Source organism: Methanobrevibacter sp. (assembly GCF_045577275.1).
Lineage (GTDB): Archaea > Methanobacteriota > Methanobacteria > Methanobacteriales > Methanobacteriaceae > Methanobrevibacter.
In genome coordinates, this window is sequence record NZ_JAZNIB010000161.1 from 1 (window position 1) to 26,490 (window position 26,490).

At 32.5% G+C, this 26,490-nt stretch carries 22 protein-coding genes; 6 read left to right on the forward strand and 16 right to left on the reverse strand.

Translation table 11 applies throughout. The features are described 5' to 3' along the window. Positions 1-203: 203 nt before the first annotated feature. Positions 204-503, reverse strand: coding sequence for a DNA-binding protein (locus ACKI67_RS04750; protein WP_407462260.1), 300 nt, complete (start codon positions 501-503; stop codon positions 204-206). A 204-nt stretch (positions 504-707) separates the two neighbouring features. Here ACKI67_RS04750 and ACKI67_RS04755 point away from each other — a divergent pair, with 204 nt between their 5' ends. Then, the gene (locus ACKI67_RS04755; protein WP_407462262.1) at positions 708-920 is read left to right on the forward strand and encodes a helix-turn-helix transcriptional regulator; all 213 of its coding nucleotides are present in this window, start codon (positions 708-710) and stop codon (positions 918-920) included. A 145-nt stretch (positions 921-1,065) separates the two neighbouring features. On the opposite strand, the gene ACKI67_RS04760 is transcribed toward ACKI67_RS04755, so the two are convergent. From ACKI67_RS04760 to ACKI67_RS04775, 4 genes are all read right to left on the reverse strand, one after another. Continuing rightward, the gene (locus ACKI67_RS04760; protein WP_407462263.1) at positions 1,066-1,791 is read right to left on the reverse strand and encodes a hypothetical protein; all 726 of its coding nucleotides are present in this window, start codon (positions 1,789-1,791) and stop codon (positions 1,066-1,068) included. Between the two features lie 978 nt (positions 1,792-2,769). After that, positions 2,770-3,543 carry an S-methyl-5'-thioadenosine phosphorylase gene (gene mtnP, locus ACKI67_RS04765; protein ID WP_407462264.1) on the reverse strand — a complete coding sequence of 258 codons (774 nt, stop codon included), beginning with the start codon at positions 3,541-3,543 and terminating at the stop codon, positions 2,770-2,772. A 136-nt stretch (positions 3,544-3,679) separates the two neighbouring features. Continuing rightward, positions 3,680-5,128, reverse strand: coding sequence for an RtcB family protein (locus ACKI67_RS04770; RefSeq protein ID WP_407462265.1), 1,449 nt, complete (start codon positions 5,126-5,128; stop codon positions 3,680-3,682). Positions 5,129-5,544: 416 nt separating this feature from the next. Further along, the gene (locus ACKI67_RS04775) at positions 5,545-5,733 is read right to left on the reverse strand and encodes a hypothetical protein (protein WP_407462266.1); all 189 of its coding nucleotides are present in this window, start codon (positions 5,731-5,733) and stop codon (positions 5,545-5,547) included. A 279-nt stretch (positions 5,734-6,012) separates the two neighbouring features. On the opposite strand from ACKI67_RS04775, the gene ACKI67_RS04780 reads away from it, so the two are divergent. After that, the gene (locus ACKI67_RS04780) at positions 6,013-6,480 is read left to right on the forward strand and encodes an archease (protein ID WP_407462267.1); all 468 of its coding nucleotides are present in this window, start codon (positions 6,013-6,015) and stop codon (positions 6,478-6,480) included. A 138-nt stretch (positions 6,481-6,618) separates the two neighbouring features. Here ACKI67_RS04780 and ACKI67_RS04785 read toward each other — a convergent pair whose 3' ends face one another. The 5 genes from ACKI67_RS04785 to ACKI67_RS04805 all read right to left on the reverse strand — a co-directional run bounded on the left by ACKI67_RS04785 (position 6,619) and on the right by ACKI67_RS04805 (position 12,543). After that, positions 6,619-7,737 (reverse strand): ORC1-type DNA replication protein, encoded by a 1,119-nt coding sequence (locus tag ACKI67_RS04785; protein ID WP_407462268.1) that lies wholly within the window; start codon positions 7,735-7,737, stop codon positions 6,619-6,621. A 678-nt stretch (positions 7,738-8,415) separates the two neighbouring features. Further along, the gene (locus tag ACKI67_RS04790) at positions 8,416-9,153 is read right to left on the reverse strand and encodes a 6-hydroxymethylpterin diphosphokinase MptE-like protein (RefSeq protein ID WP_407462269.1); all 738 of its coding nucleotides are present in this window, start codon (positions 9,151-9,153) and stop codon (positions 8,416-8,418) included. A gap of 73 nt (positions 9,154-9,226) precedes the next feature. Continuing rightward, a complete protein-coding gene (surE, locus tag ACKI67_RS04795; RefSeq protein WP_407462270.1) occupies positions 9,227-10,015 on the reverse strand; it encodes a 5'/3'-nucleotidase SurE in 789 nt (262 codons plus the stop codon). A gap of 118 nt (positions 10,016-10,133) precedes the next feature. Continuing rightward, positions 10,134-11,399 carry an aldo/keto reductase gene (locus ACKI67_RS04800; RefSeq protein WP_407462271.1) on the reverse strand — a complete coding sequence of 422 codons (1,266 nt, stop codon included), beginning with the start codon at positions 11,397-11,399 and terminating at the stop codon, positions 10,134-10,136. Positions 11,400-11,460: 61 nt separating this feature from the next. Continuing rightward, entirely contained in the window at positions 11,461-12,543 is a 1,083-nt protein-coding gene (locus ACKI67_RS04805; protein ID WP_407462272.1) for a metallophosphoesterase, read from the reverse strand. A 233-nt stretch (positions 12,544-12,776) separates the two neighbouring features. On the opposite strand from ACKI67_RS04805, the gene ACKI67_RS04810 reads away from it, so the two are divergent. The 4 genes from ACKI67_RS04810 to ACKI67_RS04825 all read left to right on the forward strand — a co-directional run bounded on the left by ACKI67_RS04810 (position 12,777) and on the right by ACKI67_RS04825 (position 15,860). Further along, positions 12,777-13,919 (forward strand): pyridoxal-phosphate-dependent aminotransferase family protein, encoded by a 1,143-nt coding sequence (locus ACKI67_RS04810; RefSeq protein ID WP_407462273.1) that lies wholly within the window; start codon positions 12,777-12,779, stop codon positions 13,917-13,919. A gap of 301 nt (positions 13,920-14,220) precedes the next feature. Further along, positions 14,221-14,703 carry a GerW family sporulation protein gene (locus ACKI67_RS04815; protein WP_407462274.1) on the forward strand — a complete coding sequence of 161 codons (483 nt, stop codon included), beginning with the start codon at positions 14,221-14,223 and terminating at the stop codon, positions 14,701-14,703. Positions 14,704-14,797: 94 nt separating this feature from the next. Further along, positions 14,798-15,448: a hypothetical protein gene (locus ACKI67_RS04820; protein ID WP_407462275.1), complete on the forward strand. Its 651-nt coding sequence runs from the start codon at positions 14,798-14,800 to the stop codon at positions 15,446-15,448. 58 nt (positions 15,449-15,506) lie between these two features. After that, complete coding sequence (locus tag ACKI67_RS04825; RefSeq protein ID WP_407462276.1) at positions 15,507-15,860, forward strand: hypothetical protein; 354 nt, start codon at positions 15,507-15,509, stop codon at positions 15,858-15,860. A gap of 41 nt (positions 15,861-15,901) precedes the next feature. Here the strand turns inward: ACKI67_RS04825 and ACKI67_RS04830 are convergent, their stop codons facing one another. The 6 genes from ACKI67_RS04830 to ftsY all read right to left on the reverse strand — a co-directional run bounded on the left by ACKI67_RS04830 (position 15,902) and on the right by ftsY (position 26,403). Beyond that, positions 15,902-17,695, reverse strand: coding sequence for a thiamine pyrophosphate-binding protein (locus ACKI67_RS04830; protein WP_407462277.1), 1,794 nt, complete (start codon positions 17,693-17,695; stop codon positions 15,902-15,904). Positions 17,696-17,752: 57 nt separating this feature from the next. Continuing rightward, positions 17,753-18,286: a hypothetical protein gene (locus ACKI67_RS04835; protein ID WP_407462278.1), complete on the reverse strand. Its 534-nt coding sequence runs from the start codon at positions 18,284-18,286 to the stop codon at positions 17,753-17,755. A 239-nt stretch (positions 18,287-18,525) separates the two neighbouring features. After that, a complete protein-coding gene (locus ACKI67_RS04840) occupies positions 18,526-20,928 on the reverse strand; it encodes a sodium-dependent transporter (protein WP_407462279.1) in 2,403 nt (800 codons plus the stop codon). A 260-nt stretch (positions 20,929-21,188) separates the two neighbouring features. Beyond that, positions 21,189-22,679: a sodium-dependent transporter gene (locus ACKI67_RS04845; RefSeq protein ID WP_407462280.1), complete on the reverse strand. Its 1,491-nt coding sequence runs from the start codon at positions 22,677-22,679 to the stop codon at positions 21,189-21,191. Positions 22,680-22,908: 229 nt separating this feature from the next. Next, positions 22,909-24,633 (reverse strand): Na+/H+ antiporter NhaC family protein, encoded by a 1,725-nt coding sequence (locus ACKI67_RS04850; protein ID WP_407462281.1) that lies wholly within the window; start codon positions 24,631-24,633, stop codon positions 22,909-22,911. 318 nt (positions 24,634-24,951) lie between these two features. Then, a complete protein-coding gene (ftsY, locus tag ACKI67_RS04855) occupies positions 24,952-26,403 on the reverse strand; it encodes a signal recognition particle-docking protein FtsY (RefSeq protein ID WP_407462283.1) in 1,452 nt (483 codons plus the stop codon). Positions 26,404-26,490 lie beyond the last annotated feature (87 nt).

Consider the following 26,490-nt stretch of genomic DNA (forward strand, 5'->3'; position numbering starts at 1 on the left):
AATTTATATTATCTTTATAATAAATAGTTTATTATTTAAATTAGAAAAACTTAAAAAAATAAGAAAATTAGAATAAATATGAATCAGAAAGTGAATAGATTAAAAAAAAAAGTTGAAAAATCTTCATGAAAATGAAATATGATTTCATGAAATTTAAAAAAAATAAAAGGAGAGATATAAAAATTTGAGGAAAAAAATATTAATTATTCATTATAACCGCAACAAGTTTTTTTATCATGGTTATGATGTTTGATATTAGGATTTGCATGGTCTGGCATTGGTTTGCCACAAGTTAAAGGGCCTTTTCCACGTGCAGAACCGCAACATCCACCTCTCCTTTTATTGTGAGCAAGAATTGCATCGATATCTAGATCTTTTACTTCCTCTAAGAATTCAATATTTTCACTGTGACATTTAGGACAGATTGAGTGTTCACCATTTAAAGTAATCCAAGTGAATCCGCAATCTTTACAAGTGTATTTTAAAGTTAAAGCTTTTTCCATATAATAACCACCTTATTTTTTTAAACTTAATAAAATTACATTTTGAATATATATTCATAATACTATATAAATACCTAATAATAGTAAATAATATTTAACATTAAGTACATATATTTATACAATAAGTTAAGATAACTTTACATAAAAAATATAAAAAAATATAAAAATTACATATGTCCAAAGATAAGGAAAGGAGAATTGAAGATGAGGAACAATTTAAGAATTTACAGAGCCATCGAAAATATCACACAAGAAGAATTGGCCAATGAATTGGGAGTCAGCAGACAGACCATAGTAGCTATTGAAAATGACAAGTACAACCCATCACTTGAACTTGCCTTCAAGATAGCCCATAAATTTGATGTGAAAATAGAAGACATCTTTATTAGCGATATGAGGAAAAATAAGAATAGATAAAAAACTTAAGAATAGAATGCTGAAATATAAAATAGTGAAAAAACTTAAGAATAGAATACTAAAATAGAAAATGATAAAAAATGTTAGAACTAGCTAAAAATAGCTAGAGAAATATTAAAATAAAATAAGAATGATGATTTGATGATTAAAAGAAATCTTCATCATCAATTAGGTCAAATCCAGAAGTTTTGGAATTATTAGATATAAGATTGGAAACAAATTCCTCAAATGAAACTTCTTCACCTTCAGTGTAATCATCACCGCATACTTCAGGATTCAATGTAAAGGAGAGATCATCCTGATTTTGACTGATTAATTTTATAAAATCTTCCAAAGATATTTCCATGGAATCGCCATCTTTCATATTGAATATTTTTTCCAGAGACTCATCATTGTCCAATTCAAAAACTATTTCTTCAGGAACTTCAAAGACATTTCCTTCTAAAATTGGACCGTTGAAAGGTTCTTCCCCAATATCCTCAATCATATCGATGTTGCTGTATGTTTCATCATCAATTACAGAAAAGGTCATATCATCAAGAAGAGGATTTTCGAATCTAAGGTTCACTTCATCACTGTTGGATAAATCCAAATCAACTTTTTCATCTTCAAAAGCATCTATCTGTTCATAGAAATGTTGGAACAAGACCATTTCAACTTCATCAACAATGCTTGAAATATTTTTGATATCTCTCCAGTTTTGGGAGTTAATTACAAATGCACAAAAGTCATCAATAGCTGAAATGACAGATTTATACCTGTTTAAATCTTTTTTAGATAATCTATTGCATTCAATTAAAGTATTTATTCTAGTTGTCTCACTTACCAATCTCTTAATCCAAATCAATTGCACTAAACCAAAATCATTCATAAAAAATACCTCAAAATAAAAAAAGTTCGACAGCAAAATACGGCAATAATGAACATTCCCTCCCTCTTATCAAGAAGCCCCCTTGAACTTATTGATAAGACCCTGCCAAGTTCATTAAAACACCAATAAATTACACACCTGATGAAATCCGAAACAAAACAAAGGATGAAAAACATGACTAGATATTATGAACAAACGAAATAAGGAGTGATTTACTATGATGATTTCCTGTGTGATAATTTATTGGTGCAGATCAACGACATAATCATGGATTTATACCCCTTAATTAAATCCATTTTCAAAGGTGGTTTGAAAATTTTAGATTATGTGGTTGATGGTAACAAGTGTATAAACTTGGTTACATATAAAGATTTCTGATTTTTATAAAAAAGCTGAAATTTCAGTTGAAATAATGAAAATTAATAAAAAATAGGGAATTGAATCAAAAATCAGAAAAAAAAATAGGATAAATTAAACTAAAATTTAAAAACTCAAGTTGACAAATTAAACATCCCTCCAGATAGATAAGCTCTCTTGAACTTATCTAACCCTCCAAATGATACCCTACCAATAAATTATCACAAAAAAAAAGGTGAAAACCGAAAGCAACAAATGAAATGATATTATGAACAAACAAAAAACAAAGGAGGTGATAAAATAATGATAATTTATTGGTGTTAATCAACAACATAACCTTTTATAGATTAAATGCCCCCTCGCATAAAATCTATAAAACGTGTTTGGCGTGTTTATGTTAAATTTCGATTATGTGGTTGATGGGTACCAATCATATAAACTTGGTTACATATAAAGGTTTTGATTTTTATAAAAATGTTTTATTAAAAATTAGAAAATAGAAAAGCACAATATTTAAAAAAAAAGGAAAATAAAAAATAAAAAAAGCAAATATTCTATAAAAATTAGAAAATTGAACTATTTTGATCAAACTTTTGCAAACGAAACGAGTAAAAGTTTGAGTTACATATGTGCATCATCTAAAACATGTTGACAATCACAATAATAATCTGTAGGTAATTCATTAATTGTATTAAACAATAACTCAATCAATTCCTCTTTCTTTTGAGCCATTATCTCAAGAACTTCTTCTGTATTTAATTTAGTCGGAGAAATTGAAGTTGAATAATTGGAAACAACTGCTATAGAAGCGTAACACATCTCTTTTTCCCTTGCAAGAACCGCTTCAGGCAATGTGGTCATACCAACAATTGACCCTCCAAGTATGCCAAACATTTTAATCTCAGCAGGAGTTTCAAATCTTGGCCCTTCTGTACAGACAATTGTGCCTCCATCAACTACAGGCCCATTCACACAGTCGGAATTTGCTAAAATAGCTCCTCTTAATCTGTTGCAGAAAGGTTCTGTCATGTCAATATGGATAACCTCATTATCATAGAAAGTCCTATCCCTATTTACAGTGAAATCCAAAAAGTCATCTGGCAGAACAATGGATCCGGGACCAATATCAATGTCAAGAGACCCTACAGCATTTGTAGCCATGATCTGATTAACACCTATCTCCTTCAATGCCATAATGTTTGCCTTAAAATTGATCTTATGTGGAGGGCAAGTGTGACCTTTAGAATGTCTTGGTATGAAAGCAACTGTCTTATCCCCAATGCTTAAAAGGGAAACCTCAACAGAGCCATATTCAGTCTCAACAACTTTGGTTTCGGTTGCATCTGCCAATTCACTTATTTCCTCTACTCCACTACCGCCAATAATTCCAATCATACAATAACCTCAATAAAAATGAAAAATAATCAATATTTTAATAAATTAAATTTATTATTTTAATATAAATCATTTTAATATAAATTATTTTAATAAATAACTTAGTTTAAAATAAAAAAAAGTTAAGGATAAAATATTATCCTTTTGTAACTGCTAAAGGAACAACTTTAGCTACTAATTTAGCAATTCCTGCATCGTGAGATGTTTTGACAACTGAATCGACATTCTTGTATGCACCAGGTGCCTCTTCAGCTAAAACTGGAGCGGAATTTGCTTTTACATGAATTCCTTTTGCATTCAATTCCTTCTCAATTCCTTCTGCAGTGAATTGTTTTTTAGCTGCAGTTCTTGACAAGACTCTTCCTGCACCGTGAGCAGTTGAACCGAAGGTTTCTTCCATAGCAACATCGGTACCATGCAAGATGTAAGATGCTGTACCCATAGTTCCAGGAATCAATACAGGTTGACCTACAGAACGATATTCCTTAGGAATTTCACGTCTTCCAGGACCGAATGCACGGGTAGCTCCTTTTCTGTGAACAAGAACTTCCATATGGGAACCTTTCACCTTATGAACTTCCTTTTTAGCAATGTTATGTGCAACATCATAGATTATGCCCATATCCATATCATCAGCACTGCGGGAGAATACCTCTTCAAAGGATTCTCTAACCCAATGGGACATCATTTGACGATTTGCCCATGCATAGTTAGCACCAGCAGCCATAGCCTTCAAGTAGCCTTGTGCCTCTTTGGAATCAATAGGTGCACAAGCCAATTGCCTATCAGGAATATTAATCTTATAGTTTCTATAAGCCTTATCCATTTTTCTCAAGTAATCAGAACAGATTTGGTGTCCGCATCCTCTTGAACCACTGTGAATCATGATTGCTATTGATCCTGCTTCAAGGCCAAATGCCTTTGCTACAGTCTCATCATAGATTTCTTCAATTTTTTGAACTTCCAAGAAGTGGTTTCCAGAACCTAATGAACCTAATTGAGGAATTCCTCTTTTTTTAGCCTTATCACTTACAATTGCAGATTCAGCTTCCTTCATCCTACCGTTTTCTTCCAAGAATTTAAGGTCATCTTCCCAACCGAATCCACGTTCTACAGCCCACCAAGCACCATAGTCCAAGACTTCATTGATTTCATTATCCTTAAGTCTTATTTGACCTTTACTTCCTACACCTGATGGAATGTTTTTGAATAAAACTTCAGTAAGTTCCTTAAGTTTTGGCTTGATTTCATCTTCAGTCAAGTTTGTTCTGAGCATTCTGACTCCACAGTTAATATCAAAACCTACTCCTCCAGGACTTACGACTCCATTATTATAATTAAAAGCTCCTACACCACCAATGCTGAAACCGTATCCAAAGTGAATATCCGGCATAGCGATGGATGCACCTTGAATACCTGGCATGCATGCAACATTAGCTACCTGTTCAAGAGCTCCCTCTTCAATGGTTTGAACAGCTTCATCATCAAGATACATTCTTCCAGGAACTCTCATTTCCTTTTTATAACTGCTTGGGAGTTCCCATACGTTATCTCTTACCTTTTCAAGACTTTCTCTGATTGACATAATTATCACGGATAGTAAAATTAAAATAAATTTTTATAAAATTGATTAAATCATAAATTAAATTATAAATTTAATATAGTATTATAATCTATGTTTTATTAAACATTTAAAATTAATTGTTGAAATTTGAGACAATGAAAGAAATTAAAAAAAGTAAAGATTGATGTATGGTGTAAAGGATCAAATATGGTGATTGAGCTTTTAGTGTTTAAAAAATGATAAATTGAGAATTAAAAAAATCTGAATTTGAAAACACATTGATTAAAGGATGCAAACACAATATGTAATTTACAAAAATCTAAACATTTATGAGATGTTTTTAAAAAAAAATTGCACGATAATATTCATAAATCTTTAGCAATTTTTATCTTATATGGTTACATCCTTTAATAAACAATGGGTTTGGTTTTGTTTAATTATACCCAGCTCATCATTTCTGGGCCGGGAGCTGCGCTAACAGCTAAAATAGATAAAAGTAATACTGTAAGAACTACAAATATTACCATGCAATCTTTAAAATCGATTCTAAGGTTGTGGAAAGTCATAGGATCTACAATACTGGTTTTTCTTCTTAAGTCACAAGTAGGATTATTATGTTTTATCATTTTTTTTCACCTCATTTTAAATTTAAATTTTCTCATGTTTTTCTCTCTGTACTAATAGTAAGTTGAAAAGCATATATAAAAAAAGAGAAAGAGAGCATTTGAAAAGTAATGGGGGGTTCGATTTCAAGTGTATCATATGGGATATGATTTAAGTTTTGAGAATATCTCTTTTCTAATTTTCAAGCAGTTTATATAATATTAAAATTAAATATTTAATTGATAATGAGACTATTTTCAATTGAAAATGAGAATAGTGAACTTAATAATTGGTGCATAGCTATGGAAAACGACGAATCAAAATCAAAGAAATATGAATATTTTGATGTTACTGCAGACATTGGATTTTATGCCTACGGCAATTCATTGGAAGAGGCATATGAAAATGCAGGATTAGCTATGTTTAATGTAATAACAGACATAAATAAGGTAAAAAAAGAGGAAATGGAAGAATTTGAAATAGTTTCAGAGGATTTGGTTTCCCTTTTATATGATTACTTGGAAGAGCTTCTCTTCCTACAGGATACAGAGTTCCTGTTCTTCTCTGATTTTAAAGTGAAGATTGAAAAAATAGCGGATAAGAAATCCACCACTCTTGAAAATTATAAATTGACTTGTTCTGCATATGGTGAGGAAATAGATTGGAATGTTCACACCCACAAATCTGAAGTCAAAGCCGTCACTTTTCATAAGATGTGCGTAAAAGAAGATGATGGCATCTTTAAGCTTAGAGCCATTTTAGATTTGTAATTTTGTCCTTTTAAAAATTATAAAAATTGCTTATTTTAGAAAAAATTAAAAAAAAATTATAAAAATATTTGAATAAAAATAGAATGAAAAAAAGTTTTGATCAAACTTTTACGAGCCAAAGGCGAGTAAAAGTTTGGGTTATAGGTTGCAACGTTTAATATCCTCTTTATCAAATCTTAAGATAATCTCCCTTGAATTACCCCTAACTCCTTTTCCAGTGAATTTAGTATCAACCAATCTTAAGAATTCAAGCTTTTCAAGGGTTCTGTTAAATGTTGCATAACTTACATTTGCCTCTTCCTTAAACTGTTTGGACAACGCACCAGCAGTCAAGATTTCATCGCTTTCAACAACTGCCTTAAGCAAAGTCCTTTCAATGTCATTCAAGGAATTGATGGTCTCCATCAGATGAATGGATCCTTGTTTGGCCACTGCCTCTTCCACATGTTCAAGAGTGATTGTTCTACTTGCATTAGCCTCTGCAATATTACCGCATACCCTAAGAAGGTCAATTCCAACCCTTAAGTCTCCAACTTCAATGGTATGGTTAGCAATCTCTTCAATAACCTCATCTGAGATTACACCAGGATAAAATCCTGCTTTAGCTCTGTCAGAGAGAATGCTGAATATTTCAGAATATGTGTACGGTTGGAATGTGATGTCTTGAGGAATGAATACCGTGTTTACATTCTTATCAAGTGCATATCTGAATTCCAAATCTGAAAGGATTGCAAAAATACCTGTTCTTACTCCTTCAAATTCCTCATAAGCTCTTAAGATATCATAAAATATTTTATTGGCATGTTGAGTTTGGAACAAGTAATTGACATCATCAAAAGCAACAACCAATGCCTTATTTTCACTTGCAAGATATTTCATGACTTTTTCATATACTCTTGAAAAAGGAACTCCAGTCTCTGGAGGTTGATGACCAAATAATTTTTTATGAATTTGAGAAAAGATTCCAAAACGAGTAGTGTGCAATTGACAATTAATATAACAGCAAACGACTTTATCGGAAGTTCTTTCCACAAATTCAAAAACCTTTTTAAGTGCTGTTGTTTTCCCTGTAGCACATGATCCCATAATAACTGAATTGGTAGGGCGACCCCCTTGAATGGCTGGCCTGATGCACATAGCCATTCCTTCCATTTGAGTATCCCTGAAATTAAAGTTTTCAGGCATATAATCAGGATTGAATGCATTTATGTTTTGGAATAATGTTTCATCTCCCATTAAAATATCTTCTATTGCCATATAGTTTATTATATGTTTACTTATATAAAAAAGTTCTTTAATTTTGAATAATGACATACAAATTTCAATTAAAAATCCCATAGAATTATAAAAATAGTAAAAAAGGAGCACAATTTAAATAAAAAAATTAAATAATTACGATATGAAAGCAATATTATAATAAAATAAGAGAAATAGAACAACATTAAAGCAAAATAACAATTTTACAATAATTTTTAACCTAAAAAAACTACCACATTTATTTATAATAAAAATAAATACCAAATTGAAGGTTTTTCTTGCCTGCATAAAAATATCCCAACATATCAAAAAAGGAGGAATGAGTATGGATATTAGTAAAAAAGAAATTTTATACTATATTCTGGAATTACTCAAAATCATCATCATGATAGTTAAGAAGTAATTCAAACTCTAAATAGTGGTCGAATGCAAAAAAGTGCAGTTTTTAAATATTTTTAAATTGGGCAAGTTTTTTCCTTCACTAAAATTTTATATAATATGAAAACATAATAGAAAATAAAGAGTTCTCAAACTCCTTTTTATATGTTGGGAAAAATTTAATGTTAGGAATTCCAATGGAATTCTTAACTTGAATTTTAAAAAGCTTTTTTTAAATTATTAATTTTAAAATCTTTTTAACTGCTGTTTTTACTAAAAAAAAGAAAGTAAGAAAAAGGATTATTTGACAACATCAACCAAATTAATCACTTCTACATCAGTATTTTCCTTAATCCAAGCAAGCAATCTTTCTGCAAAGATCAACTTTTTGGTTTTGATTTCATCTGCAGGACCTGTTTCATTTTCAATGTTAGGTCTTGAATATTTGGTGACTGTTGTTCCAAAATCCATTCCTGCAAGAATCATTTCCTCACATCCTAATGCAAGGGTGAAAAACATTGCCCTATCACCATCAGTAAATCCGCCGAAGTTGTATAAATTACCTACAGGCACGGATTGTGTTGTTCCAAGAATCTTATCAAAACTGGTTGTCCAAGTGTCAATAAGCTCCTCATTGTTTCCATGGGCATGAATGACAAAATAGGACCCTAAGGAATTTGCAGTCAACAAGTCAGACATCTTTCCATCCAAGTCAGTTGCTACAATGTCTGGAACAAGATCCTCTTCAAGCATTGCAGTGGTTGCACCATCTGCAGAAACAAGAAGATAATCATTCAAATCATAATTTTCCTTTACATAATTGATATGTTTCTTTATGGAAGGACCTGCACCGAAAACAATGAATTTTGAAGTGTCTTTCTTCTCCATGATTTCATCATAGAATTCATCAATGGTGAGACAACCTTTCTCATCAAGAATCTTATCCAATAAATCTGCAGTTTTCTCATCACCTTCTCTTGGAAATCCAAAAGTTTCAAGGATTTCCTTATACCATCCTTCCCATTCATTAATGTCCATTTTTACACCTTTAATAAATTGAATAAATAAAAAAATTAAACGTAAATTGAGCAACAAAAGCAAATCTTAAAATCTAAAACTCCCACTCCTCTAAATCAATAGCTTTAGCAGTGAAATTGACACTTAAAGGAGTCAAGCTAGGTCTTCTTTCAACCAATAAGCAGTAACCGTCAGTTCCCTCTTCATAATCTTCAACCAATTGAGGAACATTCATCACTGTGTCATTTCCATCATCATCAACCCTCTCAAGAATGTTAAAATCAAGCATTTTTTCTGCAAGAGTTGTTATCTTAATCTTATCTGACAATGGCTTTGATGGAATATTCAAATTGAATAAGTCAACTCCTTCCGGAAGTCCTTCATCCAATACCTTTTTAACCACTTTGGCAAGAATCTCTTGAGCAAAGCTGTAATCTGTATCAACATACCAGTTACCCTCTTCATCCTGCTTGAAGCAATCATCATCCAAAAAGAGAGAGCATGCAATTGCAGGCACTCCAAGGCCAACTGCTTCAAGAGCTGCACAAACGGTTCCAGAAGTGGTGATCTGCAGTCTGCTGATATTGATTCCAGGATTGATTCCAGTTACAACTAAATCAGGCTTTTCATCACAAACATAATTAACACCTACATTGACAGAATCCGCTGGAGTTCCAGACAATCCATAAGCCATGCTGCCATCAGCCAGTTCATACTTGTCCAAATACATATGCTTCATGATATTGACCTTACGACCTACAGCACTGTTGTTCTCTTGGGGAGCTACAACAGTAACATTGGCAAAGTCTTCAAGTGCCTGTTTGGTAGCTAAGATACCTGGACCAAGAACGCCATCATCATTAGATATTAAAATGTTTTTCATGAAAGAACCTCTATTTGTCATTAAATATTCTTTAAAAATTTTTCTTAATTAGTACTTTATCTTTAATAATACTTATAAATTCTTAAAACTTTTTAATTTAATCACAATAAAAAAAAAATTAAGAATTCTTAAAGAAGTCAAAAACCTTAGAAATTCTATTAATGGAAGGCATTGCAATCTTTTTGACAAATTTAATCTGATAATTGAATCCAAAGAGTTCAAACTCTGATTTTACAGTATCCAATTCATTTGGAATGTCAAGGGACTGTGGACATAATCTCTTGCATCTTCCACAATGATTGCATAAACCCGCACTTGCCTGCTTGTTGGCTACTCCGCCAACAACCATATAATAATTCATCATGGCATTGGAAATAGGCCCAATTCCTTTCTTATTGAATAAGTATTTTTCATTGTAAATCTTAAAGCAATCTGGGATGTTTACACCTTTAGGACAAGGAAGACAATAGCCGCAACCGGTACAATTGATTTTCATCATTGAGTCGAAAATATCCTGAGCCTGCTTTAATACATCCATCTCCTCTTCAGACAATGAATCGATTTCAACCCTGCTTGCAATGGCCATATTCTCTTTAATCTGATCAAGTGAACCCATACCTGACAAGATACAGGTAATCTCCTTTTGATTCAAGATCCAACTTAAAGCCCAGTCAACAGCAGACCTATTTGAATCAACACTATCAAATAAGTTTTGAACCTTTTCAGGCAATTCACCTGCAAGGATACCTCCTTTCAAAGGTTCCATAACAAATACTGCAATGTCCTTTTCATAGGCATATTGAATTCCACGAATACCTGCCTGAGCATTGACATCTGAATAATTGTACTGGACAAGAACCATATCCCAATCAAAGTCATCAATCAAATCATTGAACTCATTAGGGGAACCATGATAGGAAAATCCGATATTCTTGATTCTTCCATCAGCTCTTGCCTTTTCCAAGAACTCATATAAACCTAAATCCTTAAGTCTCAATACACTTGAAAAATCAACATTATGAATGAAGTAATAGTCTATCACATCTGTTTTAAGCTTTCTTAACTGCTCATTTAAAAAGGCATCCATATCCTCTCTGGACCTTACCATCCAAGAAGGGAGTTTAGTTGATAATTTGACTCTGTCTCTGTATTTGACTCCTTCAGAGTCTGTGAGACTTAAAATATCACCTAAAAATGTTTCACTTTCTCCACCATGGTAGGCATAGGCGGTATCAATGTAATTCACTCCATTTTCAATTGCATATAGAATGTATTCCTTTGACACTTCCTTATCAATTGAATTATTCTTTGTGGCAAGCCTCATTGCCCCAAGTCCAAGTGGAAACAATTCATCTCCATTTCTTTTTACAATTCTTTTATTCATTTTATCACATAAATAATCCTTAAAACAGACAGATTATAAAAAATCAAACTTATACAAACAATTAATTTTTAGGCCTTAATTTTAAAATAACAAGTTCACTGTCAGTTCCCCATCTAAATGGATAATCCATGGAACCGACACCAGTTGTAACATGCAAATATCTATCTTTTCCACCAATATTCTTCTTAAATAAACCCATATTATACATAATCATATTTCCAATCCAAACAACTGGATAGAACTGTCCTCCATGAGTATGTCCAGATAACTGAATATCAAATCCCAAACTTGAAAATTCTTCCCAATTTTGGGGAACGTGGTAATTCATGACATTGACCTTATCCTCACGGACAAAAGACAACAATTCCTCAATGCTTACAGTTTCTATTTCATCGAAACTATATGTGAGACCAAAGATATTCAAATCCTTAAATTCCATTCCTTTATTATCCAATATGATGATTCCTGCCTTTTTGCATGCTTTATAGACATTTTCAATCCCTGGATAAAAATCATGATTGCCTGGAGTGAAAATGATAGGGACATTAATATCTTTCAATGGCAAGAAAACATCCTCTTCAACTACACATGACCCATCAGCAAGGTCTCCTGAAATGATGGCCAAATCGCACTTTCCTTCTATTTCCTTAATTTTACTCGCTAAGTCCAATATATGCTTTTTATGCCTAATTGACCCATAATGAACATCAGATAAGTGAAGGATGTTTATCTCTTGATTAATATTGTCCAATTCAATGGTTTTCTCATGGACAATCATCTTATGAGCATGCCAATAGCTATAGACTGTTATAACAGGAACCAATAGAAGAAGTGCAACTACAATATAAAATGGAAGTTCCACAAAGGATCCGATAATGTAAATGAACAGAATATCAAAGAAGAAAAACAATGACATCCAAATCCAAAAACCGGATATCTCATCTAAGGTTCTTGTAATTAATCTTGATTTTTTCTCCTCAAAAAACATAGGCACTGTATTCAATAAAACAAAAAGAAGAGTCAATAAAATCAGATGAACTGTATCCAAACCACCAAACAATAGAAACAAGTATTTCATTAGGAAAAACTCGAATATCGCAATAAGTGGAGTGGACATCAACACCCTTTTTGTTCTAAAACTCATAAGAAAACCTCTAATATTAATCTTTATGAAATCATTAATAAAAATTCCCATAATTAACTAAATAAAGAAAAGAAAATAAAGTGCCGACAAAATATTTAAAAACTATTAAAAAGAAAGATTATATATGGCTTGACATATTATTATAACTTTAAAATAATAATAAATCTAGAAAAAAACAATTAAAAATTATCCACTCAAGCTCATAATTCTTATTATATAATGGAGGAGACCAAATGAACGAAATATTATTAATGCTCCCTGGTCCAACAACCGCAGACCCAAGAGTATTGCAAGCAATGGGAAAAGCAGTTGTAAACCACAGAGGAGACGAATTCGGAGAAATCTATACTGAAACTACTCAGTTAATGTCTAAAACTTTCCAAACTAAAAATGATTCTTACATCCTTACTGGTTCAGGAACTTCTGCAATGGAAGCAGCTCTTTCCAACCTTGTTAACAGAGGAGACAAAGTATTAAATGTTATCGGAGGAAAATTCGGAGAAAGATTTGCAGAAATCGCAAACTATCATGGAATTGAATCAGTACCTTTAAATGTTGAATGGGGAACTGCTGTAACCCCTGACCAAGTCCAAGAAGCTTTAGAAGCAGATGAAGACATAAAAGCAGTAACCATGGTTCACAACGAAACCTCCACTGGTGTAGCTGCACCTATTAAAGAAGTAGGGGAAGTAGTTAAAAACTACGATGCATTATTCATTGTAGATACTGTATCTTCCTTAGGTGGAGACTATGTTGATGTAGACAAATTCCACATTGACGCTTGTGTAACCGGATCTCAAAAATGTCTCGCTGCACCACCTGGCCTTGCAGCTATTACCTTCAATGATGATGCATGGGCAGCATGTGAAAAAGTAGAACCTAACAACTACTACTTGAACATGCCTAAATACAGAGCAAACGGTAACAAAACTCCTGCTCAAACTCCTTATACCCCATCAGTTTCATTAATCTACGGATTAAAAGCAGCACTTGAAGTCATTCATGAAGAAGGACTTGAAAACAGTGTAGCAAGACACCACCAAGCAGCAGCTGCATCAAGAGATGCTGTTAAAGCTTTAGGTCTTGAATTATTCCCTGATGAAGCTGTATCCTCTGCAACTGTAACTGCAGTAAACATCCCTGAAGGTGTAACTGATGATGACATCAGAGGAACCATGTTAAACAAATATAAAGTTCAATTAGCTGGTGGACAAGACCACCTTAAAGGAAACATCATAAGAATTGGACATATGGGTGTAATCAATTACCAAGAATTAGCTATTACCTTTACTGCATTAGGATTAACCTTAAAAGGATTAGGTTTAGTAGACGATGCAGGTGCAGGTGTAGCAGCTCTTGCTGATCACTACATCTAATTCTATTTCTTATTTTTTTCTTCTTTTCTTTTTTTAATTTTTTTACTTTTGATTTTTCATAATTCTATTTTTTAACCAATTAATCCTATTTTCTTATTTTTTCACCAATTTCAAAATTTAACCCAAACTTAGAAACATTTATATATGATGTAATATAATTTTTACATATGGAATGTATTTTTAACATATCAACTATGCAAATAGTAAAAATTATATCAAAATAAAATATATAATATATGTTAACTAACTTAATAATCCATAGATTTTGATAAAAGATTTAAGAAAAATGAGGAGCTAAAAAATGATTGAAGAAGCACCAATTAAAACAACTGTAGAAGAATTAAGAAAACTTATTCACATAAGCAACTATATTGGAGAACCAATTGAAAGCGAAGACAAAATATTGATTCCAGTAACCAAAGCAGCAGTAGGATTTGGAATAGGAAAACAAAAAGCAGAACAAGAAATAGCTGCAACTGGTGCAGGTGTAAGTGTTGAACCTGTAACTATGGTCGTCGTATCAAAAGGAAGCACTGGCGCAGAAGGAATCAGAACCATAAATTTATCAAAAGGAAGTAATGCTAACAAAGGTTTAAACGAATTAGGATTGATTTTAACTGATATCCTAAAAGATGTCATCCCATCAAAAGGGAAAGATGACGAGTACATAAATGTTGATGATGTCACTGAAGTTGAAATCCAAGATGGGGAAATAAATGAAAAAGTTGAAGACATAGTTGACGAAGTGGAAGAAGAATTAGATATTGAAATAGATGATGAATAAGTAAATTACTCATCTATAAAATAAAGATAATAAGACTAAAATAAAACTAAAGAACTAAACTAAAACTAAAAATAAATATGAAAAGGCGATACCAATGAACTTTAATCTTTTTTTAATTATATTAATCGCCTTAATCATCATATTTTTAATAATTTTATACAACGGCATACGACTATTTTTAATCGCTACAAAAGAAAAAGGCATAGTTAAATATGAATTTAAAGTAACTATACTGAAAATAGCTATTTTTACAAGAAAAGGCACTAAAGAACTAATCGATATCATCAAATCTGAAGAAGAGGAAGATTGCGAAGAAACTGAAGATGAATCTGAATCTGAAGAAGATGAAGAAGATGAAAAAGGTTTGAAAGAAAAATATGAAGAGATTAAACCCATCTTAAAAGAGCTAATAAAATCCAAAGAGGAGCTTAAAGACTTCTTGAACAATATTCTAAAAGCAATCGATATAAAGAAACTTGAAGGAAATCTCATAATTGGTCTTAGCGACCATGCAACTACTGTAAAAATAGCAAGCTGGATCTGGTCAATAGGTGCTATTGTAAACGGTTCCAAATCAACACAACTAATTGTGGAACCTAGATTTGATAAAGTGATAACCGATTTTGAAGGAAAAGTAGAATTAAAGATAAATATTCTTATCTTACTGATTTATACTTTAGCATTATTAACTAAAGAGAACATTAGAGAACTGATAAAAGAACTTTATAGGCAAAATAAAATCTAAAGATAATGAAGAAAATAAAAATAAATAATGAAAGACTAAAAACGATCAAGTGATTTAAATGGATGGAAGAAAGATAATGAATAGCTTTAAAAAAGAAACATTTTACGAATTTAGCGAAGCTGTTCCTATATTTGATGATAAGATATACTTCATTTTCAAAGTGGACATCATTTCAATTGACATTAATCCATCCAGAACCAAAATGGATAAGCTAAAAAAATTGAGGAAAAATGAAACTGGCGAAAATTCAATATCCCACCTAGACATTGAACCAATAGCTTATCTATTGGAAACTAAAAGCAATTCTGAATTAGATTATGAAATTGAATCAATCGATGAAAAATATGATTCATTCATTGAAAAAAATAAAAACAGGCTATTAGAAGAATTCTTGAAAGAGAAAAATGACTAAAAAATAAAAAATAAAAAATAAATCATAAAAATAAAAATGTTTTATTTAGGCAAAGGAATATTCTCTTCACATACACAAACATCAGCTAAAAATGCATGACTGGAACCAAATGCTTTGTCAATAGCCAATTCGAGATCTTCTCTGGATTCCACTTTCATAGACTCAATTCCATAAGCTTCAGCTAATTTTACAAAATCAGGATTTGACAAATCTATTTGATACTTGTCCATATCATAAACTGTCTCTTCCCATTGTCTAATGATTCCCAATTGTGAGTTATCTATAATGAAAACATTGACATTCAAATCATATTCACGAATTGTAGCCAATTCCTGAATGACCATCTGAATATCACCATCACCGCATATGACCACAACTTGACTGTCTGGATGAGCAACAGCTACACCAATAGCCCCAGGCAAACCATAACCCATAGGCCCGAATCCTCCTGAAAACAGGAGCTTTCCAAACTTGTCGTTGCTGGAAAGCAATGTTGTCCAAGTTGTGTGAGTGCCTGCATCGGAAAGGAAATAGCTGCCCTTGAATGCATTGACGATTTTATTGATTGCATAAGGAGGCCTTAATGGAGTGTAATTCTCTTCGGATTCTTCAATTCCATCAACAATCAATGGCTCATGATGGGAATATATCTCATTGATCCAATCCTGATACAATATGAAGTCCTTATCCTTATACTCTTTAGATTCAAACTCATCCAATAATAAGTCCAAAAGGTCTGATGCATCCATACAGATATTGATGTTGCCCTTAAGGCAATCCTCATCAATGTTTACATGCATTATTTTATCTTTGACCTCATTAAAATCACAGGCTGCAATGGTTCTCTCAGATAATCTTGCACCTAAAACCAAAATGCAATCAGAGTTTTCATATGCATAGTTTGCTATGGAAGTTCCTCTCAAACCGACAATTCCAAGGTTCAATTTATCATCTTCACTGATGACTCCCTTAGAGTGAAAAGTTGTAGCGATAGGTACCCATGTTTTACTTACAATAGCGTTTAATTTTTCGATAGCTTTCCCCCAAACTATACCATTTCCTACAACGATTAATGGTTTTCGTGAACTCTTAAGTTTATCAATAGCTAAGTTGATACTGTTATCTACATTAGCCATGACATTTTTTGAAAAATCATCAATAAACACTAATTTCCCATCAAAATAATTGAATTGATCATCAAAAATATTCACCAGTTCATAAAGATCATCACGATTGGAAATTCTTTCATTGAAACAATCCAAATCAGATGAAACATCATCAAAAATAGGGGTTTTTGATGAATCAATCAATTTTTCCAATGAGATGCCTTCAATATTCACTTCTTCCATAAGGACATCTTTGGATAGATTGATGTGAACAGGTCCCTTAGGACACTTGTGAAGCATGATTAAAGATTCAATTAAATTAAAAATAGCTGATTCAGCAGAAGATGGATGGAAGCTTGCAACAGTTATATTCTCAAAAACATCATTGATTGGAGAGTTTTGGAATATGTCCTCATCCTTTCTGGAATAGTCATTGTCTCCAGTGATTACAAGGAGAGGTACAGAATCCTTAAAGGCTGTTGCTAGACCCATAACCAGATTCATTGCACCTGGCCCTGCAGTTGAAATGCACATTCCATAATTGCCTGATGAGCGAGCATAAGCATCTGCAGCATGAACAGCCCCCTGTTCATGTCTTGTGAGAATATGCTCAATTGAAGAATCCTTTAAAGCCTTATAAAAAGGAAGTATCTGTTCTCCAGGGTGCCCGAAAATATGTTTAACACCATCCTGTTCAAGCAATCCTATTAATGCTTCTGCAGTATTCATATTATCACATTGAAAAAATTAAAAGAAATTAAAAATAGTAAATTAAAAAATTAAAAATTAATAATAGTGGGATGAACTATTATTAGTGGAATTTTCAGCATACATCTGTTGAAGCTCATTATCGTCAACAAGAATCCTTGCCTCTAAACTATCATAAACTTTTTGCAAGATTGTCTTATCCTTTGAAGACATTAGAATGAAATTATTTGATTTTGGATCTTCAACAAATACTGTATAAGTCCCCAACTTATTGTTTTTATAGCAAGTGAAATTGCCATCACTTATCTCATCAGTACCTAAAGTTTCTGCTTTGATCTTTTGGAACCTAAGCATTCCTTGAGACCCTGTAACTGGAGAGGCATTGTTGAAACTTGTAATGTTAAGGCCGTAATCATAATCACAGTAGTAATGAATATCCAAATTATCTGTATATTCGGATATTTTATCAGTTACTGGAACTTGTGCAGAACAGGAATTTGTTAGATTCATTTGATGATAAGTGACATTTCTTCCTGGTTCAAAAAGCATATAGGAACCTATGCAAAGTAAACAAAATACAGCAACTATTAAAATAGCTATTTTTTTATCCATAAAATACACCTTTTATTAATATTAATTATGTTTTTATCTTTATATATATTATTACTAAAAAGCATGAAAAAAACAAATGGAATTTCTGCATATTTATAAAAAAAATAGAAAGATGGATAATTAAAATAGAAAATGAAAAAATATGAAATTAAACATATGAAATAAAAATAGAAAATAGAAAATAAAAATTAATTGTCTAAAAAAGAAAAGTTTTATCAAACTTTTTCTAAAAGTTTGATTTAATCATCATCTAAATTAAAAACAGAATCTGCTCCTTTTCTTTCATAATCATAAACAGTGTATTCTTCTTCTGACTGTCTTTTAGAAGATCTTTTAGATTTTGATTTAGGCTTTTCATAATCATCCAAAAGGGATTCATATCCTTCATCGCCAAATACGCCATCATCAAAGAAGTCATCAGTGAAATCTTCATATTCCTCTTCAGCAGGTTCTTCAACCTTTGCCTTTTTGGAACTTGATTTGGCTTTCGCTTTGGCTTTAGGTTTTTTAGATGCTGATTTTTTAGGTTTTGGCTTAGGTTTTTCAACATAATCATCCAAATTATCAAAAATCTCTGCATCCCTTGAGCTTTTGAAGGTATGGTTTCTTTGATTATTGGATGCTTCATCATCTTTAATAGGAGTTATATAGTCCAAATCATCGAAATCATCATCAAAAGTTATTTCCTCATCGAAATCATCGTTTAAGTTATCGTTATCTTCCTTGTCTTTACTGAACATGTTTATTTTATCAAACAATGATTTTGATTTCTTTTTACCATTCCTTTGTGATTGCCCTTTGGAACTAGAATCTTCCTCGTAAGCATCATTATACTTAGAATCATAATCATCATCAAATGGAGAGTCAAACTCTTCAGATGACATATCCACATTTTTCAGCACATTCTTGCCAGACTTGGATTTGGATTTGCCGAATCTGTTTAACCTTCTGGATTTGGAATTGTCCTCTTCCACCATATCATCAATGGCATCTTCCTCTTCTTCAGACTTTTTGAATCTGTTCCTCAAGGATTTGTATGGGCTTACAAAAGACCCGTTCTTATCAAACAATGGATTTGGATTCTCTTCCTCATCAGCGTAATCATCAATTGTCTTGTCAACATATTCCTTTTCCTTGAAGTAGTTTACTCCACCGCCTCTGGATAAATCAAGGGAATAATCCCCTTCATATGGAAGGATGGTTAGAACTAATGGAACAATGACAAATATGGAAGCGATGACTGATTGAACAAGCAAGCTTTGCCTATCGCCAGCAAGAATCAAATTGTATACTCCTATAATCCAAAGAATAGCCAATATGATAGGAACGATAAATCTGATTGTGATTATCCAGGATTTATCTACCTTAATATGGGAATTGTCATTTAGGATTGAACGGATATCCTCAATATCATAAACCCAACCTAAAACAATTATTTCAAGCAAGACTCCTAAGACAATTGCAAATTGTGTGATGAATGCATCAGCAATCCTTAAGAGGTATTCTCCCATACCTGTTGCAAATATGAATGAAACAAATAGGCCCACCAATACGAGCTGTCTGATTGCCCTATCTCTAGTCCAAGCAAATTTCTCACAAATGGAATTGGTCAATGGTTCAATTAAAGCCAATATGGTGCTTAAGCTTCCAACAAACAAAAGCAGGAAAAATGCCGGAGCCACAATATAGACCCAAGGATCCATAATATTGAATACATTAGGGAAAACGACGAATATCAATGAAAATCCGTCACTGACCAAACTGGTAATAGGAATATTCCTGCCTAATGCCATATAACCCATAAGGGCAAATAAAAGAACTGAAACCAAGACTTCAAATATTAAGCTTGCCAAGACAATGATCCATGCATTGTCAATTAGGTTTGCTTTCTCTCCCAAGTAGGAAGAATAAGTGCTTGCTATGGCATAACCTAAACCATATGAGAATACCAATTGGCCAAATGCAGCTATCCATACATTTAAATCCAAAAGGACTGACCAATTTGGATTGAACAATGCCATAATTCCAGTACGGGAGCCAGGCAATTGAACTGCAAATATTAGCATACCTATTAGCAATATGAATGATAATATTAATGATATTTTACTGATGGTCAGAATTCCCTTATTGATTTCCTTACGTGAAAACAAATAGATGAAACCCCATACTGCTATCAAAGCCACTCCAATAGGAACCACAAGATAAGTCAATCCATATGGGTTGGAGGTGCTGTGCAATAGGGTGGTTGTAAAGAAAACGCTAGGATTACTGCCCCATCCCTTAAATAAACTAAGAATTACATAAATAAGATCCCAGGACATTATGCAGGTGAAATAAATCAGAACTGCAAAAATCAGGAACACAATAAACCAAGCAATGATCTCAAATTCGGATTTGATATTATAAAATACCTTAGGCAAACTTGATTTGAACTTGAATCCTATCCCAAATTCCAATACTAAAATAGGAATTGCCATGATTACAATAGCTAAAATATAAGGTATAAGGAATGTTCCTCCACCATTTTCATACATGAGATAAGAAAATTTCCAAATTCCAGATAATCCAATGATTGCTCCAATCATAGCTATTAAAAAGCCAGTTGAACTATCCCATCCATTTTTTATAATTTCATCATCCATTTAATATCACATCAATTGATTTATCCTTATCTATATTCTTAAAATTCATCTCATAATAAAATAACTAGAATCTTATTTCTTTCGATAGTTATTATATTATATATTAAAGTATTAATTATTTAAAAAAGTTTCTTATTTAGAATGGAATTGAAAATTAAAAAAAGAAATAAAAAAAGGATTCTAGTGAATATAAAAAAATTAAAAAAAGAAATAAAAGGATTATGTTCCAGATTCTACGGACTGAAGTCCATGAAGCTGGGTTAATCCTTTTCAATCGGTTTGTAATAATCTTCGTTTTTAGCAGGCAACAAGGTGAATATTATTGGAACAATGAAAAGAATAACGGATAATGCAAGCATTATCATGTGGCTTGTTGTATCTCCAGTTAGAATTGTGCTGTAGACCCCTTGTGCCCATAGACCCCATATACAAATAGGTAAGATATATTTAATGATAATTGGCCAGAATGGATCCATTTGAATAGTTGAATGAGCATTCAATGTTTCAACAAGATTATCGAAGTTATAAATCCATCCGAAGATTATACATTCAAGCAAAACACCGAAGAGCAATGCGAAATTATTTAAGAATGCATCAAATATTCCAAGCAAGTAACTTCCTGCAGAAGTAGCGAAAATGGAAGATATGCAGAATCCTACAATGCACACTAAGGTTGCAGATTTTCTTCTTGAAAATCCGAATTTTTCGCTGATTGCAAAGGAAACCACTTCAAGAAGTGCCATTACAGAAGTAATTCCTGCAAATAAGATACATGCAAAGAACAAAGGTCCAATAATCATTGACCAAGGTTCCATAAGATTGAATACATTTGGGAAAACAACAAACGCCAAGCCTGTTCCTTCAGTTACCAATTCATTAAATGGAATTCCACTTGTAAAAGTCATGAATCCTAATATTGAAAATATGCCTATTGCATTGAATATTTCAAATCCAGAATTGGAAAATGCAACAATCAATGCATTATCTGTTAATTTGGAAGATTCCGGAAGGTAACTTGCATAGGTAAGGGCAATTGACATCCCTAAACTAAGGGAAAATACAATTTGACCGAATGCCGCCAGCCAAACATTTAAATCAGTCAATGCGGACCAGTTTGGAGTGAATATCTGTTTATAACCTATTGAAGCACCAGGTAAAGTCAATGAGAACGCTACAATGATTATGACAATTATCACTAGAATAGGCAATAATATTTTGCTTACTTTACCGATACCCTCATTCAAATCCTTTTGAGCAATAAACCATGCAAATGCCCAAATGAGAAATACTGACAGTAAAACCCAAGGAACAATGGTAAAGATGCCTGAAAGTGAATCAGAGGCATGCAAAACATCCACTGTGAAGAACACATCAGGATTTGCACCCCATCCTTGAACAAAGCTTAAGCCCAGATAGATTAAATCCCATCCCACTACACAAACATAATAGGTGGTAATCAGGAATACTACCAATACAATAAACCAGGCAATAGGTTCCAATCTAGCTTTAATCGAGAAAAATATCTTTGATAAAGAAGTTTTAAATCTAAATCCTACTGCATATTCAACCAAAACAAATGAGATTCCTAAAATAAACAAGGATACGATATAAGGAATCATAAATGATCCTCCACCATTAGAGTAAAGAACATTTGGAAAACGCCAAATATTTCCTAAACCAACGGCAGATCCAATCATTGCCAAAATAAAAGAGACATTGCTATCCCATACAGACTTTTCACTAGTTGCCATAAAAATCACTACATAATAATAAACAAAGTTTAATAAGAATATATTAATTGGAACTAGTAAATAAAACTTGTTAATAAAATTAAGTATTTGGGATAAAAATAGGTCATGATTAGAATTAAAAAAACCAAGTATTGAAAAAAATGATACAATAATCAAGTATGAAAACGGATGAAAAATAAAAAAAAGAAAAGGAAACTTAAATGGATTTAACCATTTAAGTAAAAATAATTTAAGCTGCTTCTTCAAAAGGTACTTTCTCACCAAGAATTCTTAATCCAATGTACATTACTACAATAGCTACAGGGATTGAAATGTACCATTGAACACCGAATCCTGCTGGGATGTAACCGAATACGATAGCAATGATTGCAACAAACATTGCATAGTATATCTGAGTACGTACGTGATCAATGTGATTACAGCTTGTACCCATAGATGAAAGAATTGTGGTATCTGAAATTGGTGAACAGTGGTCACCAAAGATAGCACCAGTCAATACACCACTGGTACATACGATTACGAATCCCATTTCAGGGTTTACAGCCCAAGCAAGAGGGATGGTTAATGGCATTAAAATACTCATTGTACCATAGGAAGTACCTGTTGCAAAGGAAATTAAAGCACCTAAAACGAAAATCAAAGTTGGCAAGATAAATACAGGTATTGTACCTGCCAAGATACCTACCAAGTAGTCAGCAGTACCTAAGTCACCGATAACTCCACCTAAAGACCAAGCAAGGAGTAAGATTACACCAGTGATAACGATAGTTTTCATACCGCCTACCCATTCACTGATAGCTTCTTCGATGGTCATGATCTTTTGGAGAACCGCCATGACAATAGCTACAATAGAAGCAAGCAATGCTGCTTGGAACAATGCTACAGATGCATCAGAAGCGGATAATGCTTCAAATATACCGCTGAAGGATAATGGAGATGTTTGCATTAAAGTGATTAAAGCTTTGTCTTCCCCACCTAAGATAGTGGTATATCCACTCCAGTAGAATGCAATAAGAGCACCAACAATTAATACTCCAATAGGAATAATTGCATTCCAAACGGATAATTTAATGCCTTCAACTGGTTTAACATCGTCAAAACTGGTTGCTTCAAGAGATTCGACTGGCTCATCTTCTTTTCTAGCACGAGCTTTTTTCTCTGCATTTTTCATTGGTCCGAATTCATAGTAAGTAAGTGCAGAAATAACAATGAAAATCAAGATTAAAATGTTATAGAATCTGAATGGAATGGTTTGTAAAAATATACCAAATCCACTTACTTCCATTCCAATAGATTGGAAACCTTGAGTGATTAAACTGAGTTCTAAACCAATCCAAGTAGAAATAATAGCGATACCTGCTACAGGAGCTGCGGTTGCGTCTACTACAAATGCTAATTTTTCTCTGGATACGTGAAGTTTGTCCATAACAGGTCTCATAATAGGACCTACAATTAAAGAGTTAGCGTAATCGTCGAAGAAAACACATAAACCTAAGAGCTCAGTGAATAATTGAGCTTTTCTAGGAGTGTCAGCACGTTTAGCAAATGCATCTGCTAAAGCTTTTGCACCACCCATCTTAGTTACCAATTGGATGATACCACCAATAAGTAAACATTGAAGGATAATACCTGCATTCCATGGATCAGCCATACATGAAATAATTTGACTACCCATTGCTAAAAATGCGTTGATAGCGGAACTGATAATATTTAAATCGTTAACAGAAACCATAAATTCCCCAACGAATACCCCAATAAACAAAGACAAAATAGTTTCTTTGGTTATGAATGCTAAAGCAATAGCAACGAGAGGTGGTAAGAGAGTTAAGATTCCGAAACGAACTGCATTATCTTCTCCGGCTGGTGCATTGGTAATTAGCAATGATAATACGAAAAGAGCTATTACAGAAATAGCTACTATCAATCCAATTTTTAAATTCCTATTCATTTCCATAATCACACCATTTTATAAAAAAACTAAAAATCGTTCATTAATATTATAAATGAATAAACATCAATTAACAAAAAAATTAATTGATTAACGTATTAACTTAGTTATATAACTTAGTTATTAATTATATATTTATAAAATTAATATATAAATTTAACTTTATAATTCTTTAAATTGTACTTTAAAATGGATTAAAATCAAGCAAATAAATTTTTAAATGAAAAAAATAAGTTAAAAGTATTGTTTGAATAAAAAAATTAAAGAATTGAAAAATAAATAAAAAAAAGAAAAAATAAAAGATTTTAAAAACCTTTTATATTTTTAGGAAAATATTTGTTCTAACATCCAGTCAGCATCATATTCCTTGATGTCATCGTAAGATTGTCCCATACCTAAGAACAATATTGGTTTTTTAATGATATAACCAACGGAAAGTGCAGCTCCTCCTTTTGAATCTGCATCTGCTTTAGTAAGTATGACACCATCTATATCAATGGCTTCATTGAATTTTCTTGCTTGTTCTGTTGCATCGTTACCTGTCAATGCATCACCAACAAATACGACCAAATCAGGTTTTGAAACCCTTCTGATCTTTTTCATTTCATCCATCAAGTTGGTGTTTGTTTGCATTCTTCCAGCAGTATCGATCAATACAAGCTCTTTTCCTTTAGCTTTAGCGTGCTGAACAGCATCAAATGCTACAGCTGCAGGGTCAGATCCCTTTTCATGCTTGATTAACTTAACGCCTAAGTTATCTGCATGATATTGAACCTGTTCAATAGCTCCAGCCCTAAATGTGTCTGATGCAGCAATAACTGGAGTATAACCTTTTTTAATGTAGTAATTGGATAATTTACCGATAGTGGTTGTCTTACCAGTACCATTAATACCTACAAGCATTACAACAAGAGGTTCGCCTTGAGCTACCTTTTCTTCAAGAAGCTCAGTCATTGACTTTCCTTCAACATCAATGATTTTAGCCACTGCATTCTTAAGTGCTTGGTAGGTGTACTCTTCAATATCACTACTTCTTTTGATTTTTTGACCAACAAGATCATTTTTAACGGATTCGACAACAACACTTGAAACATCCATTGCAACATCCGCTTCCAAAAGGCCTAATTCCAATTCAAAGAGAATGTCTTCCACATCATCTTCAGAGATTGATTTTTCCTTAATGAATGATAAGAAACCACCTGATTTTTCTTCTTTTTCTTCATCACCAGATTTATCTTTCTTACCACGTCTGAAAAATGAACGTTTGGATTTTTTCTCTTCTTCAGCTTCCTCATCAACTGATTCCTCATCAGCCTCTTCAACAGATTCTTCCACTTCTTCAGGAACTTCATCTTCTGCTTCTTTTACTTCTTCTACTTCCTCTTCAGCAGCTTCTTCAGCTTCCTCTTTGGAATCATCTTTTTTACCTCTATTGAAGAATGAACGGAACCTTCCAGCTCTTTCTTCTTTCTCTTCCTCTTCAGATTCCTCTTCTGCTTCTTCTTTTAAAGTAGCGTCTAAGATTTCATCCAATTCATCTTCGGAAATATCATCTTCACCTTCAAAATCATCTTCTTCAGATTCAATTAAAGGCTCATCTTCAGAAACTTCTTCTTCATCTAAGATCTCTTCGTCAGATTCTTCAATCTCATCAAAAGTTTCTTCGCTTGATTCCTCGATCAATTCTACATTATTCTCTTCTTTAGCCTCTTCTTCGACTTTATTCCTTAATTTTCCACTTGCATCAGCAAATTTTTTCTTTAATGAATCAAACAAGTTTATCCCTGCCTAATAATAAGTGTTATGTTAAATTTTTATTGAATTTTTAAATTCCTTAATGATTGATTAGATTTAATCATTTAT

Bases quoted from the DNA above. Each gene is read 5' to 3' on its own strand.
- ACKI67_RS04815 (WP_407462274.1), top strand. From the start codon at position 14,221: ATGATTGAAGAAGCACCAATTAAAACAACTGTAGAAGAATTAAGAAAA.
- ACKI67_RS04805 (WP_407462272.1), bottom strand. From the start codon at position 12,543: ATGAGTTTTAGAACAAAAAGGGTGTTGATGTCCACTCCACTTATTGCG.
- ACKI67_RS04825 (WP_407462276.1), top strand. From the start codon at position 15,507: ATGGATGGAAGAAAGATAATGAATAGCTTTAAAAAAGAAACATTTTAC.
- ACKI67_RS04785 (WP_407462268.1), bottom strand. From the start codon at position 7,737: ATGGCAATAGAAGATATTTTAATGGGAGATGAAACATTATTCCAAAAC.
- ACKI67_RS04760 (WP_407462263.1), bottom strand. From the start codon at position 1,791: ATGAATGATTTTGGTTTAGTGCAATTGATTTGGATTAAGAGATTGGTA.
- ACKI67_RS04820 (WP_407462275.1), top strand. From the start codon at position 14,798: ATGAACTTTAATCTTTTTTTAATTATATTAATCGCCTTAATCATCATA.
- surE (WP_407462270.1), bottom strand. From the start codon at position 10,015: ATGAAAAACATTTTAATATCTAATGATGATGGCGTTCTTGGTCCAGGT.
- ACKI67_RS04850 (WP_407462281.1), bottom strand. From the start codon at position 24,633: ATGGAAATGAATAGGAATTTAAAAATTGGATTGATAGTAGCTATTTCT.
- ACKI67_RS04845 (WP_407462280.1), bottom strand. From the start codon at position 22,679: ATGGCAACTAGTGAAAAGTCTGTATGGGATAGCAATGTCTCTTTTATT.
- ACKI67_RS04780 (WP_407462267.1), top strand. From the start codon at position 6,013: ATGGAAAACGACGAATCAAAATCAAAGAAATATGAATATTTTGATGTT.
- ACKI67_RS04840 (WP_407462279.1), bottom strand. From the start codon at position 20,928: ATGGATGATGAAATTATAAAAAATGGATGGGATAGTTCAACTGGCTTT.
- ACKI67_RS04830 (WP_407462277.1), bottom strand. From the start codon at position 17,695: ATGAATACTGCAGAAGCATTAATAGGATTGCTTGAACAGGATGGTGTT.
- mtnP (WP_407462264.1), bottom strand. From the start codon at position 3,543: ATGATTGGAATTATTGGCGGTAGTGGAGTAGAGGAAATAAGTGAATTG.
- ACKI67_RS04790 (WP_407462269.1), bottom strand. From the start codon at position 9,153: ATGGACATTAATGAATGGGAAGGATGGTATAAGGAAATCCTTGAAACT.
- ACKI67_RS04810 (WP_407462273.1), top strand. From the start codon at position 12,777: ATGAACGAAATATTATTAATGCTCCCTGGTCCAACAACCGCAGACCCA.
- ACKI67_RS04755 (WP_407462262.1), top strand. From the start codon at position 708: ATGAGGAACAATTTAAGAATTTACAGAGCCATCGAAAATATCACACAA.
- ACKI67_RS04770 (WP_407462265.1), bottom strand. From the start codon at position 5,128: ATGTCAATCAGAGAAAGTCTTGAAAAGGTAAGAGATAACGTATGGGAA.
- ACKI67_RS04750 (WP_407462260.1), bottom strand. From the start codon at position 503: ATGGAAAAAGCTTTAACTTTAAAATACACTTGTAAAGATTGCGGATTC.
- ACKI67_RS04835 (WP_407462278.1), bottom strand. From the start codon at position 18,286: ATGGATAAAAAAATAGCTATTTTAATAGTTGCTGTATTTTGTTTACTT.
- ACKI67_RS04775 (WP_407462266.1), bottom strand. From the start codon at position 5,733: ATGATAAAACATAATAATCCTACTTGTGACTTAAGAAGAAAAACCAGT.
- ACKI67_RS04800 (WP_407462271.1), bottom strand. From the start codon at position 11,399: ATGAATAAAAGAATTGTAAAAAGAAATGGAGATGAATTGTTTCCACTT.